The sequence below is a fragment of the Cedecea davisae DSM 4568 genome, from assembly GCF_000412335.2.
GTDB lineage: Bacteria > Pseudomonadota > Gammaproteobacteria > Enterobacterales > Enterobacteriaceae > Cedecea > Cedecea davisae.
The window spans coordinates 4,475,156-4,491,132 of record NZ_KE161030.1 but is presented as its reverse complement, the minus strand read 5'-3'; the positions used below and the strand labels follow the sequence as shown (position 1 = coordinate 4,491,132).

The window sequence follows — 15,977 nt, the reverse complement described above, 5'->3', positions numbered from 1 at the left end:
CGTTAACGTCGCGCTTTTTTCATGGTGTGGAAGTCGAGGCAGCATGACGATAGCAGCGCTTTCATATTGTTCGGCAACAGACTGAATAATGCGGATCTCACACTGCAGGGGAAAACACGGAGTATTTTTACCGAGCCTGCGGTAGTTAATGAGGTGATGAGAATGGCAGCCCGGCTTGGGGTGGTGCTTAGCGATGAGTAACCGGCAAAAGCAAACCTACACACTATGAATCATTATTAATCTTTTATTGCAATCCGCACTCCCCGCAAACGGTAAAGGTATGCTAAATATTAGGTTTCCTTCGCTAAGTAGCGTGCCGCCGATGTTAAAGCCAATCCTTGCCCTGGTTGCTCTCTCTTTCTGTGCCGGTTCGTTTGCCGCACAAACAGAAGCTTTGCCGCCCAGTTGGACCAGCCAGCTTGGGGTGGGCATGAACGTTGACTGGGCCATTACAGAACGCGGTATACGCGAATTTGACCCGCTTGCGGTGCGGGACTTTCAGCAGCGCGGGTTTGGTCACGTACGCATCCGCGTTGCCGGGCCGATGACCCATCAAAAGCTGGTTCACCTGCGGCGAATCGTGGATGCCTGCGAGCAATACAATATCGTTCCGGTTATCAGTTACCGCGCGGCCGAGCTGAAGGCAAAGCCCAATGCTGAAAACGCCACCGACATCGTAGAATGGTGGACAACCGTCGCCCGGTTCTTTGGCAAAAACGATGATTCTCTGGTCTTCGACATCATCGGGCAGCCGGAGGAAAAGCTCAGCGCCAACCCGCAGCTGCTCAACCAGGTGTATGACAAAACCGTTAAGGCGATTCATAAAATCAGCCCGCAGCGGCATATCTTTGTCGCGCCTCGCTATCACGGCTCGCCGGAAGCTTTGGCGGCATTAAAAATCCCCGAATCCCACCACGGGCTGGTCATGGCGGACTGGCATTTAATGCCGTCCGGCCCGCATGCCTTAAACGGTAAAAGCCAGTGGACCACCGGCACGGATGCGGAAAAAGCCGCAATCCATGCGCGTATAGAAGCCGCTTCACGCTGGCAGCAAAAAACCGGCCACCTGTCCTGGGTGGGCAACTGGTCGGTGGGCAGTAAGCTGCCGGTGGATCAGCAGGTTGCGATGGCGACTTTTGTTGCCTGCGAGCTGCAAAAGGCGCAGATCCCTTATGCGGTAAGCGGCGATGAAAAATTCTACGATGGCGAAGAGGGCGCATGGCGGCCGGATATGGCACCGGTTCTGGACGCCATCCTCAAGCCTCAGTGCCAGTAATTATCGCCCCGGCGTGAATTTTCTGTTGCTGCCTTCCGGGTAATTATGTATTTTTATGCACATTAACTGCATAAAAACATCATATATCCAGGGGCTTCTATGTTAACTAAAGCGATGAAATCAGTGGTAGTTGGCGGGTGTTTGCTCGCGGCTTTGTTCAGTTCTGCTCAGGCTCTGGCGCAGACTTACGTGGTCGGCTCGGGCGGCACCTATCGTCCATTTGAATTTGAAAACAGCCAGAAGCAGCTGGAAGGTTTCGATATCGATATCATCAAAGCCGTCGCTAAAGCCGAAGGTTTTGATATCAAGCTGGTTAACACCCCGTGGGAAGGCATCTTTGCGACGCTGAACTCCGGCGATCGCGACATCATTATTTCCGGCATCACCATTACCGACAAGCGTAAAGCGATGGTCGACTTCTCCGCGCCTTACTTCCCGGCAGAGCAGTCCATCGTGGTGCCTACGGATTCAAAAGTCGACTCCGTTAACGCCCTGAAAGGTAAGAAAGTTGGCGTGGTTAACTCCAGCACCGGCGACATCGTTGTTTCCGATGTTCTGGGCAAAAACAGCACCGATATTAAGCGTTTCGATAACACTCCTCTGATGCTGCAAGAGCTGACCGAAGACGGTATTGACGCGGCGGTGGGTGACGTGGGCGTGGTGAAATATTACATTAAATCTCACCCTGAAAAACCGCTGAAGCTGGTGCCGGACAGCAAGTTTGAACGCCAGTATTTCGGCATTGCGGTCGCGAAAGGTAACACCGAGCTGAAGGGTAAAATCGACGCCGGTCTGAAGAAAATCATCGCAGACGGCACCTACGCTAAAATTTACGCCAACTGGTTCGACGCCAACGTTCCAACCCTCCCGGCAGAGTAATTTTCAATCGGGGCCGTTCCGGCCCCAACAAGGACAGGTATGACCGGATTTCGCTGGGAGATAATCTCAGAATACGCGCCGCTATTTATGCAGGGCGCGCTGATGACCATCAAGTGCACCATCATCTGCGTGATTTTAGGCACCTCATGGGGCCTGCTGCTTGGCCTTGGGCGTATGGCTCATGCCGACGACGGCCCGTGGAAACACGTACTGCGTTATGCGGTGCAGTGGCCGGTGCGTATTTACGTCAGCGCGTTTCGCGGCACGCCTCTGTTTGTGCAGATTATGGTGGTTCACTTCGCCCTGGTGCCGCTGTTCATCAACCCGCGCGATGGGATAATGATAACCAGCGGGCTGATGTCCGTGGACTTTGCCCGCGAGCTGCGCTCTGAATACGGCGCATTCCTCTCCTGCGTGGTGGCGATTACGCTAAACGCCGGGGCCTATGTGTCCGAAATTTTCCGCGCCGGTATTCAGTCTATTGATAAAGGGCAGATGGAAGCTTCCCGCGCGCTGGGGATGGGCTGGGGTAAAACGATGCGCAAAGTTATTTTGCCGCAGGCGTTTCGCCGCATTCTGCCGCCGCTCGGCAACAACGCGATTGCTATTGTTAAAGACTCGTCGCTGGCTTCGGCTATCGGCCTTGCCGACCTGGCCTACGCGGCGCGTACCGTTTCCGGCGCTTATGCGACCTATTGGGAGCCGTACCTGACCATTTCACTGGTCTACTGGGTTCTGACGTTCCTGCTTTCGCTGCTGGTGCAACATATGGAAAAGAGGTTTGGCAAAAGTGATTCACGTTAAGGACTTACAGAAAAAATTTGGCAAAACTCACGTCCTGCGCGGTATCTCCTGCGATATTGCTCCTCAGGAAGTGGTTTGCGTGATTGGCCCATCCGGCTCCGGCAAAAGTACCTTTCTGCGCTGCCTGAACGCGCTGGAAAAGCCGGACGGCGGTGAAGTGATGGTGAACGGTTTTGCGGTGCATGATCCAAAAACCAACCTCAACGGCCTGCGTGAAGGTGTTGGCATGGTGTTTCAGCGTTTCAACCTGTTCCCGCATATGACGGTGCTGGAAAACCTGATTATGGCGCCGATGTCGCTGAAAGGGCTGTCAAAAGCGGAAGCGGTAAACCGCGCGGAGAAGCTGCTGCAAAAAGTTGGCCTGATAGACAAAATCGACGCCTGGCCTTCCAGCCTCTCCGGCGGCCAGCAGCAGCGTGTGGCGATTGCCCGTGCGCTGGCAATGGAGCCGTCAATTATTCTGTTTGATGAGCCAACCTCGGCGCTGGATCCTGAGCTGGTGGGCGAAGTGCTGGCGGTGATGAAGCAGCTGGCGCAGGAAGGTATGACGATGATTATCGTGACCCACGAAATGGGCTTCGCCCGCGAAGTGGCCGACCGCGTGATCTTTATCGACCAGGGCGTGATTCAGGAGCAGGGCGTGCCAGCCCAACTGTTCAGCGCCCCGCAAAACCCACGAACCCAGGCGTTTTTAAGCAAGGTTCTCTAAAAAAGGGCGCGAAAGCGCCCTTTGTCTTTCAGGAAAACTGGCGAATATTTTTGTCGATAAGCGCCAGCAGCGCCTCGTTGTCCACGGTTTGCAGAATCATCACCGGTTTGCCCCGCGGCGGTTCTACGTTTACCGTCAGCCTCAGGTTTTCTGGCCCGTAGCGCAGTGTTCTGCCCCGGCTCAGGCCGCTCAGCGAAACGTCCACGTAATCCTCTACGCCGCTGACCAGCGCGGGTTCCAGCAGCAGGGCGACAGTCAGCACGTCGTGTATCCAGCAGCCCGGCAGATTACGGGTCTGCATTGAAAAATCCATCCACGGACGGATTGTTTCTACAAGAAAATCGCTTAATCGGTTATTGCAGGTCGCCAGCTTATCCAGGTCCTGGTGTGTCATCATCGTTTGGGTGGTGACATCCATCGGCACCAGGATGATGTTCGCTCCGCTGGTCAGCACCGCGTGGGCCGCCTCCGGGTCGACGCCAAAATTGGTGTCCTTCAGGTAGCCCTCAACGTTGAACACGCCTCCCATAATCACAATCTCTTTCACCGCCGCCGCCATTTGCGGATACAGCTGTAAAGCCAGCGCGACGTTGGTCAGCGGGCCGATGGCAATCAGGGTGATTTCGCCGGGATTATTGCAGATAAGTTCGCCCATTTTATGCACCGCCAGCGGCGCTGTGGCGGCGTTTATCTGCGGCGCACTGACGCCGTTCCATAAATGGCGCAGGCCGACTTTATCAACCTTGTGGTCAAGATGTTCCCGCCATGGAGCCGACGGCTCAATCAGGGCGCGGGATGCGCCGCGGGCGACCTCAACGGACATGCCAAGGCGTGCGATTAAATCAGAGGCAACGGCGTAGCCGACTTCGCTGGGCGTATTTCCCGAAACGGTGGTTATTAGCTCGAGGGAGATTTCTGGGGCTGCCAGGGCCAGAGCCAGCGCAAGGCCGTCGTCAACGTTGGCTCCGGCAACGCCGTTGCCCGGATCGCAATCAATAATTAAACGCTTCATGTTACTCATTTACTCATTCTGGCCTGCGGTGAAGGATGGCAGCCGCAGGACTCGCCGATTTCCAGCTCGAAAGCGAATTCGCAGTTGTGCGGCTCCCCGTCCCATCTCTTCAGCATCTCAATGGCCTTTTTCGCCATTTTAGTGACCGGCTGGCGCACGGTGGTTAAAGAGGGGACGTTAAAAGAAGATTCAAGGGTGCCGTTAAAGCAGACCAGCGCCAGGTCGGCGGGTGCCGAAAGCCCCCGTTCGGCCAGCGCTCTCAGGCAGCCAAAGGCCTGCTGCTCATTGGTGGCAAACAGGGCGCGGGGCAAGTCGCCGCTCAACATGCGCTGTGCCGCGCTGTAGCCGCCCTGGCGGGTATAGTCGGTAGAAAAAATCCACTCAGGGCGCAGAGGCAAACCGGCTTCTTCCAGCGCCTGCTTCCAGCCGCTGATGCGGTCCTGGGTGTTCAGCATCTCCAGCGGCCCGCAAATAATGGCTATCTCGCGGTAGCCGTGCTCGATAAGGTGCCGGGTCGCCCGGTAAGCGGCATGTTGCTCATTAACCTGAATGGCGCAGACGTTCAGCTCCGGCGCAACTCTGTCCAGCATGACGCACGGCGTGCCGCTGGCCTGAATAAGCTCGATGTACGGATGTCGGTCTACGCTGGTGTAAATCAGGCCATCCACCTGGCGATGAAGCAGGTTATTCACCAGCTCAAGCTCACGCACCCTGTCGTCACCTGAATCCCCAAGCAGCAGCACTCTGCCGTCGGCAAAGGCTTCCTGCTGTAGGGCGTGCGCCATGGAAGAGATAAACGGGTTGGCAATATTGGGCACGATCAGGCCGTAGGTTCGTGTGGTTCCGCTGGCTAAAGCCCTGGCGATACCATTCGGACGGTAGCCGGTTTTTTTGATGGCGGCCAGCACCCGCTCGCGCGTTGCCTGCGCCACAGGGCGCGGGCCGTTATTAATCACATAGCTAACCACCGCGACCGAAGTCCCTGCTTCTTTGGCGACTTCAGCGCGGGTGACACGTTGCATATGAGGCTTAGTCACTGAATACCTGCTTTATTTGGGCTGGCGCTAAACAGAGCAACAGCATAAAGCTTTGCCTGGTAAAAATCGCCGGGAACCGTGAGCCGAATCAAATGGCGTCTTCCGGCAGGTTAAGATCCCGGCCTCTGGTTTCCGGCGCGAAGAAGGTCGTCACCAGCCCTATCCCCGCCATCACGGCGAAGTAGAGAGCAATAGGCCACCAGTGCCCGGTCCACGACAGCAGCGCGGCAGCAACCAGCGGTGCCGTGCCGCCGGAAAGAATGGAGCCAAGCTCTTTGGCAAACGCCATTTTTGTATAGCGGTTAGCTACGCCAAACAGCTCCACGCCCCACGCTGCCTGCACGCCAAAAATACCCAACGAGGCCAGCCCCATCCCGACGACAATAGTCGGAATAACGATGATCGGTTCGCGGGAGTCCAGCAACATAAAAGCCGGGAAAGCATAGATAATCAGCAGCAGGCAAAACCAGCGATAAACGATGCGGCGGCCAAAGCGGTCAGAGAGCCAGCCTGCAAACGGGATAATCGCGAAGCCGAGCACGGAGGCTATCAACACCGCCAGCGTGGGAACGGATTTATCGACCGCCAGCACTTTAGCGACGTAGCCGATGATAAAGCCTTGCGCGAGGTAGGATGGGCCGTTTTCGCCGATACGCAGGCCGACCATCGTCCAGAAGGCGCGGGTGCGTTTCCAGAAACTGCGGGTGTCCTGCTGCTGTAGCGTGATGCCCTGTTCCAGGCTCTGCTTACGCTGTTCTTCAAGCAACGCTTTCTGGCGCTCGAATACCGGCGTCTCGCGCAGCTGATGCCGGATAATCAGTGCGACAACGGCAATCAGCATGCTGCACAGGAACGGAATGCGCCAGCCCCAGGAGAGCAGCGCCTGTTTATCCATTTGCAGCACCAGCAGCCAGGTCAGGGAGGCCAGCAGCGTGCCGCTGTTGGAGCCGAGGCCGATAATTGATGACACCAACCCACGCCGTTTTACCGGCGCATATTCCCCCAACATAACGGTGCCGCCGGAAAGCTCTGCGCCCGCGCCAAGCCCCTGAGAGAAGCGCAAAATAACCAGGCAAACCGGCGCCCAGACGCCGATCTGGGCATAGCCAGGGATCAGGCCAATCAGCGTTGTAGAGCAGCCCATCAGCGCGATGGTAATCACCATTACCATTTTTCTGCCGTAGCGGTCGCCCAGCCGGCCAAACAATAATGCGCCAATTGGGCGGGCGATAAAGCCTACCGAATAGGCGGCGAAGCTTGAGAGCAACGCCATAACCGGGGTGGCATCCGGGAAGAACACGTCGCCAAAAATAATCCCGGCCGCCAGGCCATAGAGCGCAAAGTCGGCGTATTCCATCGTAGTGCCGAGCCAGCAGGAAAAGGTGGCGCGAATAAAGTCGCGTTTGCCTTCGGGGGTCGCCAGGCGCTCTTCAGCGGCGTGCTCCGAGCCTGCCGGAGGATGAGAAACAGATTTTGTTGTCATTGAGGTGCTCACAAAAGTCGGACGTTATCGGCCCAGGGGGCGTTTTTTAATCATTCGCTCAGTGTATCTACGCGCGTAGATTGATCAAATTATTAAACCGGAAATGAGAGTAAGGTAACTAAATGACAGAAAAATGACGGAAGGAATTACCCTCTCCCTGGAAGGGCGAGGGTGAAATATGAGGGATTTTCTCCCTCGCCCCTTTGGGGAGAGGGGCAATATCAGCGTGCCTTTGCTAAGTACTGTTCCATCTCAGCTTCCGGAACCATGCCGCCGCCGGTCGCCCAGACCAGGTGCGTTGCATTATTCAACTTTTCGGCGCTCAGGCCATGCATGCTCTGGTAAGCTTCGTTGGCACAAACGTGCTGCGGGCCGGGCATTCCGGCCAGCGCCGAAGGCTCGAGACGAATATCTTCTTCTGCGGCCAGCCAGCCCAGCATGTTGTAAAGCGTTTGGTCTTCTGCGGTATAAAAACCGTCCAGCAGCCGCTGCATCGCCCGCCCGACAAAGCCGGAAGCGCGCCCCACGGCCAGGCCGTCGGCTGCGGTCAGGTTATCAATACCGATCTCCTGTACCGAAATGGCATCGTGAAGCCCGGTATGCACCCCGAGCAACATGCAGGGAGAATGGGTTGGCTCGGCAAAAATGCAGTGGACGTGGTCGCCAAAAGCGATTTTCAGGCCAAACGCCACTCCGCCAGGGCCGCCGCCCACGCCGCACGGAAGGTAGACAAATAGCGGGTGCTGCTCATCAACGGTAATCGAGCGCTGAGTGAACTGATCCTTCAATCTTTGCCCGGCGACGGCGTAGCCAAGAAACAGCGTGCGGGAGTTTTCATCGTCGATAAAGAAGCAGTTGGCGTCAGATTCTGCGGCTTTGCGACCTTGTTCTACGGCAACGCCGTAATCTTCTGCATACTCAACCACTTCAACGCCGTGGCTGCGCAGTTTGGCCTTTTTCCATTCGCGTGCGTCGGCGGACATGTGCACCGTAACCCGGAAGCCAATCCGTGCGCTCATAATCCCAATCGACAGGCCTAAATTGCCGGTAGAGCCAACGGCGATACTGTAGCGGCTGAAAAATTCGCGAAACTCCGGGGAGAGAAGCTTGCTGTAGTCGTCCTCCGGGCTAAGCAGCCCGGCTTCAGTAGCCAGTTTTTCTGCGTGGGTCAGCACTTCATAAATACCGCCTCGCGCCTTTATTGAGCCAGAAATCGTAAGATGGCTGTCTTTTTTCAGCCACAATTTACCGTAGATCTCCTGGCCCAATGCCGCGTGCAGCCGCTTTTGCATCGCCGGGATGGCTGCCAGTTCAGACTCGATAATCCCGTTTGTTGCCGCTGTTTCCGGGAAGGCTTTTGCCAGATAAGGCGCAAATCGGGCGAGGCGAGCATGCGCCTCTTTGACATCCTCTTCGGTCAGGCCGACGTAGGGCAAACCTTCGGCTAAGGAAGTGGTTGCCGGGTTGAACCAGGCCACTTCTTTCAGCGCAATCAAGTCGTTAATCAGAGGAAATTTTTCAATCAAAGTAGTCATTTCAGCGTTGTTCATAACAAGTCCCGTGGCGCTCAGATGATAAAAGAAAGCAGGAAGGTGCCAGCCAGTGCAAGCAAGGAAGCGATAAATGTCGCCGTGGTGTAGTACTTAAAGGTTTCATGCAGCGTAGCGCCGCAGTACTGCTTGACCAGCCAGAAAAGAGAATCTGTGACAATCGTGCAGCCAATTGCGCCCGAACCTATCGCAAGTGTCACGATCTCCGGGCTAACGTCAGGATACAGCGGCAGCATTGGGGCAACGATGGCCGTTGCGCCCATCATGGCTACGGTTGCCGACCCTACGGCGGCGTGCAGGATAAGCGCGACCAGCCAGGCCAGCAGTATTGGATGCAGATGCAGGTTAGACAGGCTAATGGCGAGAGTATCCGCCATGCCGCTGGCCTTAAGAATGGCGTTAAACGCGCCTCCCGCACCGATAATCATCAGGATATTGGCTATCGAGCCGAAGCCGTTTTCAGTATGGCTGAGCAAGGTGCCCATGCTCATATGCTGGCGTAGCCCGAGCAGGTAATAAGCCACGAAGACGGCAATAAACATCGCGGTTATCGGGTTGCCGATAAATTCCAGCAGCGTGTAGAGCGTGCTGCCGGGCGTCATATTCAGCTCGGCAACGGTCTTAATCAGCATCAGAAAAATGGGCAGCAGGACGGTGAACAGCGTGGCGCCTAATGACGGCAGAGAAGCGGCATCGCGCGTTTGCAGGTCTGAAAACTCGGGGGGAACCGGTTTAAACGGCAGGCGGCTGCCGATACATTTTAAGAAGAGCGGCCCGCCAACCAGCGATGCCAGCAGGCCCACGGCCAGGCCATACACAATCACTGTCCCCACGTCGGCACCGAGTTTATTGGTCACAAACAGCGCCGCCGGGTGAGGAGGCACCACGCAGTGAACCGCCATCAGCGCGGTACAAAGTGGAATGGCCAGCTTGAGCAAAGAGGTTTGAGTCTTTTTGGCAATCGAGAAGGCCAGCGGGATCAGCAGCACGACGCCGACCTCAACAAACAGCGTAATGCCGCAAATCAGCCCCACCAGCACCATAATCACGTCGACAGAGAGCCAGCGGCAGCGCTCCAGCGCCAGGCCAATGCGTTCGGCCGCGCCGGATACTTCCATCATTTTACCGAGGATAGTGCCGAGGCCGATTACCGCGGCCAGAAAGCCCAGCGTGCCGCCAATGCCGCTTTCGACGGCATTCACCATGTCGAGCGGCCCCATTCCCATCATGGTGCCGACAAAAAAGCTCGCTAACAGCAGCGCGAGGAAAGGATGAAACTTCAGTTTGACGATTGTGAATACAATTAAAACGATGCTGCTGAGTAACGAACCCACCACCCAGATTTGCGATCCCATCTCTCACCCCGACCCTGTGAATAATTTAGGGTAATTGGATAAAAAATGGCCCTGGCTGACAAACGATAAAATTGGCCGTTCACATGAGCCAGATTGGATCAAGTGAGTGATTTAAGTCGAAATAAGCGGTGTAAATGCGTAATGGTTCACTTTTCCTCAACTTAACGCTGCCTATTTGCCGTGGATTTTTTACACTTAGCCGGAAAGTAAACAGACAAGAGGCGCTATGGACGCGGGACGTGAAGTTAGAAATCGTTTATTAAACGGCTTGCAGTTGTCGAAGCTGTATACCTTTGAGGTTGCGGCGCGGCATCAATCTTTCGCCCTGGCGGCGAACGAGCTTTCACTCAGCCCCAGCGCCGTCAGCCACCGCATAAATCAGCTTGAAGAAGAGTTGGGGATACAGCTTTTTGTTCGCTCCCATCGCAAGGTGGAGCTGACGCATGAGGGGAAGCGGGTGTTCTGGGCGCTGAAGTCGTCGCTGGATACGCTTAACCAGGAAATTCTGGATATCAAAAACCAGGAGCTGTCCGGCTCTTTAACCGTTTATTGCAGGCCGTCGATTGCCCAGTGCTGGCTGGTGCCCTCCCTGGGTGACTTTTCGCAGCGTTATCCCGCCATTTCCCTGACCATTCTTACCGGCAACGACAACCTGAATTTACAGCGGGCGGGTATCGACCTGGCTATCTCGTTTGACGATGCGCCTTCGTCTCAACTGAGCCATCACTTTTTGATGGATGAGGCCATCCTGCCGGTGTGTAGTCCGCAATACGCGCAGCGTTTTGAGCTGCAAAGCAGGCCTTCGCATCTCCTCCACTGCACTTTACTGCACGACCGGCAGGCGTGGAGCAATGACTCGGGTACGGACGAGTGGTACAGCTGGGCGCAGCACTTTGGCATAGCGCTGCCTGCTTCTACGGGCATTGGGTTCGATCGTTCAGATTTGGCGGTGATAGCCGCGATGAACCACGTTGGCGTGGCGATGGGGCGAAAAAGGCTGGTGCAAAAGCGGCTGGAGCGGGGCGAGCTTGTCGCCCCTTTCGGTGAGATGGCGTTGAATTGCCATCAGCATTATTACATTTCGACCCTTGATGGCCGACAATGGCCGAAGATTGACGCTTTTATCCACTGGCTTAAAGCCCTGGCCGAAGAGGTTAAATAAATTAAATCGTTTCCCCGTGATGCTGGAATCGCTGAGCCAGCGGCAGCCAGCAGCAAAGGATCAGCACGCCCATCGCGGTCATCAGCAGGCCAATGCTGAACTGCCCGGTTTGCGGCATTAGCGCGGAGAGCCAGGCCATCACGCCGGAGCCGATATTTTGCAGGCCGCCCACCAGCGCGCCTGCGGTGCCTGCGAGGAACGGGAACGGCTCCATCGCGCCGCTGGTCGCCAGCGGGAACAGCATGCCTGCTCCGAAGAAGAACAGCGCGGCGGGCACCAGCAGCGTCCAGATATTCATGATGCCAAACCAGCCCGGTATCCACATGAGAATACCGGCCAGCAGGCAGCTCAGCACCGCCTGCCACATCAGGCTGGAGAAACGTGCGTTCTGGCGGCTCGCGTACCAGGAGCCAAAAAATGCCGCCGGAATGGGTAAAATAAACAGGATACTGACCACCACGCCGTTCAGACCAAGCACGCCGCCCATCAGCACGCCCGAGCAGGCTTCAAACACCGCCACGCCCGCCAGGCCGCCAACCAGCATCAGCAGGTAGCAATTAAAAGAGATGTTGCCGAGCAGCAGTTTATAGCTGCGCAGCAGCCGCGGAGGCGTTGCGTTTGCCGGGCGGGTTTCCGGCAGCCAGCGCCACATTGAAAAAGCGACTACCGCACACAGCAGCAGCAGGAAGCCGTAGCAGGCACGCCAGCCCCAGACGCTGTCCAGCAGGCCGCCAATCACCGGGGCCAGCAGCGGGCTAACCAAAATACCCATATTCAGCAGGCTGTTGGCGAGGCGTAAATCGCCGCCTTCATACAGGTCGCGCGGCATGGTTCTTGCCATTACGCCAGCCACGCCGGTGCCCATACCCTGGAGCGCGCTAGCCAGCACCAGAACATGCAAATTAGTGGTAAACAAAGCTCCGAGCGTAGCCAGCATAAAGATAACCATACCGGCCAGTATCACCGGGCGGCGGCCAATGCGGTCAGAGAGTGGGCCGTAAAACAGCTGAGAAATACCGTAGGTAAATAAATACGCTGCCATCACGCGCTGGATAGCGCCGTTGCGCACGCCCATCTCGTGAGCCATATCGGGAATCGAAGGAATATAAATGGTTTGTGTCATCTGCCCGACGGCAACCAGCAGAATTAACATCATCAGCAGGTGGATATTGGCTAACTTTCTCATGGCTTCCGACCGTTTACCCGAAAAGAGATAGATTGCTCGCAGCGTATTTCGCTGTGTATGTTTTAAAAGCGAGAGGAATCTATCATAACCCCACCAATAAGCCAGATGATGAGGCTGTTTTAAGCACAGATTTACGTGTCCGAATGTAAAGCGAAAGCGGCAATTTTTATTGCCAGCGAATGCATCAATTTGCCCTGAAAAGGTGCAGCTGCGGTCAACTTCTGGCAGATCACATTTATTTACATAGTGAATGCTAATGCGTATATTTCTCATCCGCATTAATCATGCGCGTCTTGATAAAAAATCAAAAAAACGTGTCCAGCGCCGGAGTGCGCCGCAGCACGATATCCACTAAAAATGAGGGTTAAACATGTCTTTCGTTAACTTCTCCAGGGAACGGTTCACTTTGCGGGCAAATGGCCCGTCATGGCTGGCGGCATGTATTGCCCTGGCGCTTATTCCTTCGGCGCAGTCCGAAGAAAAAAAATCGGCGGAAGACACTATCACGGTGAACACCAGCGCCGACAATCCGCTGGCCGGGCAGGCGCAGGACTACAGCGTTAAAACCACCACTACCGGCACTAAACTGCTGCTGGTACCGCGTGATATCCCGCAGTCCGTCAGCGTAATCAGCAAGCAGCGCATGGAAGACCAGGATCTGCAAACCATCGGCGAAGTGCTGGACAACACGACCGGCATCACCTCCCGTCTGGTAGACAGCAGCCGCGCCACCTACTTCTCACGTGGTTTTTTCATCAGCAACTACGCCTATGACGACCTGCCGACCCAGGTCAGCGACGTCTGGGACTTCGGCGACACCGGCTCTGATTCCGCGATTTATGAAAATGTGGAAGTGGTTCGCGGCGCAGCGGGACTGATGAGCGGCAGCGGCAATCCTTCGGCGTACATCAACATGGTGCGCAAGCATGCAGACAGCCGCGAGTTTAAAGGCAACGTCTCGGCGACTTACGGCAGCTGGGACAAGCAGCGCTATGTCGCGGATCTCTCCGCGCCGCTGAGCGAGTCCGGCAACGTGCGGGGGCGCGTGGTGACAGGCTACCAGGACAACGACACCTGGATGGATAAGAGCCATTACCGCAAGAAATTTATCTACGGCGTGGTGGACGCAGACCTGACCGACTCAACCACGCTCTCCGTGGGCTATGACTACCAGGAAAGCAACGACGACAGCCCGACCTGGGGCGGCCTGCCAACCTGGTATGCCGACGGCAGCCGCACGCACTTCAGCCGCAGCGCCACCACCGCGCCGGACTGGGCTTATTCCAATAAAGACGCCACCAAAGTGTTTGCAAGCCTGGTGCAGCGCTTTGATAACGGCTGGGAAGCCCGCGTTAACACGCTGCACGCCGAAACGAACTTCGACTCTAAGCTGATGTACGTGACCGGATCCCCGGACAAGACCACCGGAGCTGGCACAAGCGCTTATGGTGGCTGGAACCGTGGCGAGCGTAAGCAGGATTCGGTGGATGCGTTTGTGCGCGGGGGCTTCGACCTGTTTGGCCGCCAGCACGAACTGATGTTTGGCGGCAGCTACAGCCGCCAGCGCAACCACTATGACAACGCCATGCCGAATACCGGCCTGGATTACGGCGGCATTGCAATGCCGGGCTTCTATGAAAACGTAGCCGATCCAGCCTGGTCCGCCTTCTCGCTGTACAGCAAAGATGTAGTGCGCCAGCAGTCCGCGTATACCGCCGCTCGTTTCTCGCTGGCAGACCCGCTGCACTTAATCGTTGGCGCTCGCTACACCGAATGGAACGCGGACTACAACCCGTCTACCGCGCCGCAAACCAGCCTTAACAGCAAAAAGCACGACGTTACGCCTTACGCAGGCCTGGTGTACGACATCAACGATACGTGGTCGGCTTACACCAGCTATACCTCCATCTTCCAGCCGACCGACAAGCGAGACGTTAACGGCGACTATCTCGACCCGACGACGGGTAAAAGCTACGAAGCAGGCGTGAAAGCAGACTGGTTTAACACCCGCCTGACCACTTCTCTGGCGGTATTCCGTATCGAGCAGGATAAAGTGGCGCAGGCGCTCGGCACGCCGGTAAACGGTAATCCGGGCGAAACCGCCTACAAGTCGGTGGACGGAACGGTAAGCCGGGGGATCGAGTTTGAGGTGAACGGCGCGTTGACGGACAACTGGCAGCTCACCTTCGGCGCATCGCGCTTTGTGGCGGAAGACCAGAACGGCGATGCGGTGAACCCGGACCAGCCGCGCACCACGATGAAACTGTTTACCCGTTACCAGCTACCTATGCTGCCGGAAGTGACCGTGGGCGGCGGCGTGAACTGGCAGAATAAGACCTGGCAGGATGCGAACGGCCCGAACGGCAATACCCGCATTGAGCAAGGCAGCTACGCGCTGGTGGATCTCTTCACTCGCTACCAGGTGAGCAAAAACTTTGCCGTGCAGGGCAATATCAACAACCTGTTCGACAAAGAGTATGAAACCTGGCTTTCTGACTACGTGGTTTACGGCGCGCCTCGCAGCTTCTCGCTGACGGCAAACTACAGCTTCTAGCCCGGATGAGGGAGGCCGCTGGTCTCCCTTTTCCTTTCCTCAGCTATTTCTCTCGCCAGCGCCAGGAAGGCGGCCAGTCCGGCGGAAGGATGACGCCTGCCGGGGTAATACAGGCAAAGGCCGGGAAACGCCGGGGTCCACTCTTCCAGCAGGCGAACCAGCGCGCCGGAGCGTATTTCTGCCATCACGTTTTGCTCCATAAAGAAGCCAACCCCAAGCCCCTCCAGCACCGCATCGCGAGCCAGCGAGGCTTCATCCAGCGTCAGCGGCCCCTGCACGTCGATTTGCGCGACTTCTCCCTGTTTTTCAAGGTGCCAGCGATAAAGTGAGCCGTCCGGCAGGCGCACACGAATACAGGCGTGAGCCATCAGCTCGCCCGGAGTTAATGGCGTTCCGTTTTTAGCCAGATAGGCCGGAGAGGCAACAACCGCATAACGCTGCGGCTGGCCCAGCGGCAGGGCAATCATATCGGCAGGCACCAGACTTGCGACACGTACGCCCAGATCAAAACCTTCGGCAACAATGTCGATAAGCTTCCCTTCGGTAACCAGGTCGATGTGCATCTCGGGGTAGCGCCGCAAAAACTCAAACGCCAGAGAAGAGAGCAACTGGCGGGCGGCAAACGGCGGGGCGTTGATGCGCAGTACGCCGGAGGGCGTATCCCGGTGCGAGCGCACGCTTTCCAGAGCATCGTTTACGCCTTGCAAAGCGGGGCTGACTCTTTCAATAAACAGCCTTCCCGCTTCCGTCAGCGCAACGCTGCGCGTGGTGCGGTTGAACAGGCGAACCCCAAGTTCGGCCTCGAACTTCGCCAGCGCGTGGCTGAGCGCCGTGGTGGAGATACCGAGATCGATAGCCGCCGCGCGGAACGAACCCCGGCGGGCAATGGCCTGTACGGCTTCGATATCGGCGAGCGTTATGCGCGACATTGTCCCGATTTCCTCATCATTTCATCCCGGTTTGTCCTGAT

At 56.6% G+C, this 15,977-nt stretch carries 13 protein-coding genes; 6 read left to right on the top strand and 7 right to left on the bottom strand.

Annotation, left to right across the window (positions count from 1 at the left end):
- Positions 1-280: 280 nt before the first annotated feature.
- From HMPREF0201_RS20530 to HMPREF0201_RS20515, 4 genes are all read left to right on the top strand, one after another.
- Positions 281-1,276 (top strand): glycoside hydrolase family 5 protein, encoded by a 996-nt coding sequence (locus HMPREF0201_RS20530; RefSeq protein ID WP_244878524.1) that lies wholly within the window; start codon positions 281-283, stop codon positions 1,274-1,276.
- A 114-nt stretch (positions 1,277-1,390) separates the two neighbouring features.
- The gene (locus HMPREF0201_RS20525; protein ID WP_167344803.1) at positions 1,391-2,155 is read left to right on the top strand and encodes a basic amino acid ABC transporter substrate-binding protein; all 765 of its coding nucleotides are present in this window, start codon (positions 1,391-1,393) and stop codon (positions 2,153-2,155) included.
- A gap of 39 nt (positions 2,156-2,194) precedes the next feature.
- On the top strand, positions 2,195-2,959 hold the full coding sequence (locus HMPREF0201_RS20520; protein ID WP_016538681.1) for an amino acid ABC transporter permease: 765 nt from the start codon (positions 2,195-2,197) through the stop codon (positions 2,957-2,959).
- Entirely contained in the window at positions 2,946-3,668 is a 723-nt protein-coding gene (locus tag HMPREF0201_RS20515) for an amino acid ABC transporter ATP-binding protein (RefSeq protein WP_039899466.1), read from the top strand. Before HMPREF0201_RS20520 ends, HMPREF0201_RS20515 begins: the two co-directional genes overlap by 14 nt.
- Before the next feature lie 28 nt (positions 3,669-3,696).
- Here the strand turns inward: HMPREF0201_RS20515 and HMPREF0201_RS20510 are convergent, their stop codons facing one another.
- The 5 genes from HMPREF0201_RS20510 to dsdX all read right to left on the bottom strand — a co-directional run bounded on the left by HMPREF0201_RS20510 (position 3,697) and on the right by dsdX (position 10,105).
- Positions 3,697-4,680: a nucleoside hydrolase gene (locus tag HMPREF0201_RS20510; protein WP_039899465.1), complete on the bottom strand. Its 984-nt coding sequence runs from the start codon at positions 4,678-4,680 to the stop codon at positions 3,697-3,699.
- Between the two features lie 5 nt (positions 4,681-4,685).
- Complete coding sequence (locus HMPREF0201_RS20505; protein WP_016538677.1) at positions 4,686-5,702, bottom strand: LacI family DNA-binding transcriptional regulator; 1,017 nt, start codon at positions 5,700-5,702, stop codon at positions 4,686-4,688.
- 103 nt (positions 5,703-5,805) lie between these two features.
- A complete protein-coding gene (locus tag HMPREF0201_RS20500; RefSeq protein ID WP_016538676.1) occupies positions 5,806-7,200 on the bottom strand; it encodes an MFS transporter in 1,395 nt (464 codons plus the stop codon).
- 221 nt (positions 7,201-7,421) lie between these two features.
- Positions 7,422-8,750, bottom strand: coding sequence for a D-serine ammonia-lyase (gene dsdA / locus HMPREF0201_RS20495; protein WP_016538675.1), 1,329 nt, complete (start codon positions 8,748-8,750; stop codon positions 7,422-7,424).
- A gap of 17 nt (positions 8,751-8,767) precedes the next feature.
- Positions 8,768-10,105 (bottom strand): D-serine transporter DsdX, encoded by a 1,338-nt coding sequence (dsdX, locus tag HMPREF0201_RS20490; RefSeq protein WP_016538674.1) that lies wholly within the window; start codon positions 10,103-10,105, stop codon positions 8,768-8,770.
- Between the two features lie 226 nt (positions 10,106-10,331).
- Between dsdX and dsdC the strand changes: the two genes are divergently transcribed.
- Positions 10,332-11,267, top strand: a complete 936-nt coding sequence (dsdC, locus tag HMPREF0201_RS20485; RefSeq protein ID WP_016538672.1) for a DNA-binding transcriptional regulator DsdC — start codon at positions 10,332-10,334, stop codon at positions 11,265-11,267.
- A gap of 1 nt (position 11,268) precedes the next feature.
- Here the strand turns inward: dsdC and emrD are convergent, their stop codons facing one another.
- Positions 11,269-12,453 (bottom strand): multidrug efflux MFS transporter EmrD, encoded by a 1,185-nt coding sequence (gene emrD / locus HMPREF0201_RS20480; protein WP_016538671.1) that lies wholly within the window; start codon positions 12,451-12,453, stop codon positions 11,269-11,271.
- A 370-nt stretch (positions 12,454-12,823) separates the two neighbouring features.
- On the opposite strand from emrD, the gene fhuE reads away from it, so the two are divergent.
- Positions 12,824-15,007 carry a ferric-rhodotorulic acid/ferric-coprogen receptor FhuE gene (gene fhuE, locus HMPREF0201_RS20475; protein ID WP_016538670.1) on the top strand — a complete coding sequence of 728 codons (2,184 nt, stop codon included), beginning with the start codon at positions 12,824-12,826 and terminating at the stop codon, positions 15,005-15,007.
- Here fhuE and HMPREF0201_RS20470 read toward each other — a convergent pair.
- Positions 15,004-15,936, bottom strand: a complete 933-nt coding sequence (locus HMPREF0201_RS20470; RefSeq protein ID WP_016538669.1) for a LysR family transcriptional regulator — start codon at positions 15,934-15,936, stop codon at positions 15,004-15,006. The genes fhuE and HMPREF0201_RS20470 overlap by 4 nt on opposite strands.
- Positions 15,937-15,977: the final 41 nt, after the last annotated feature.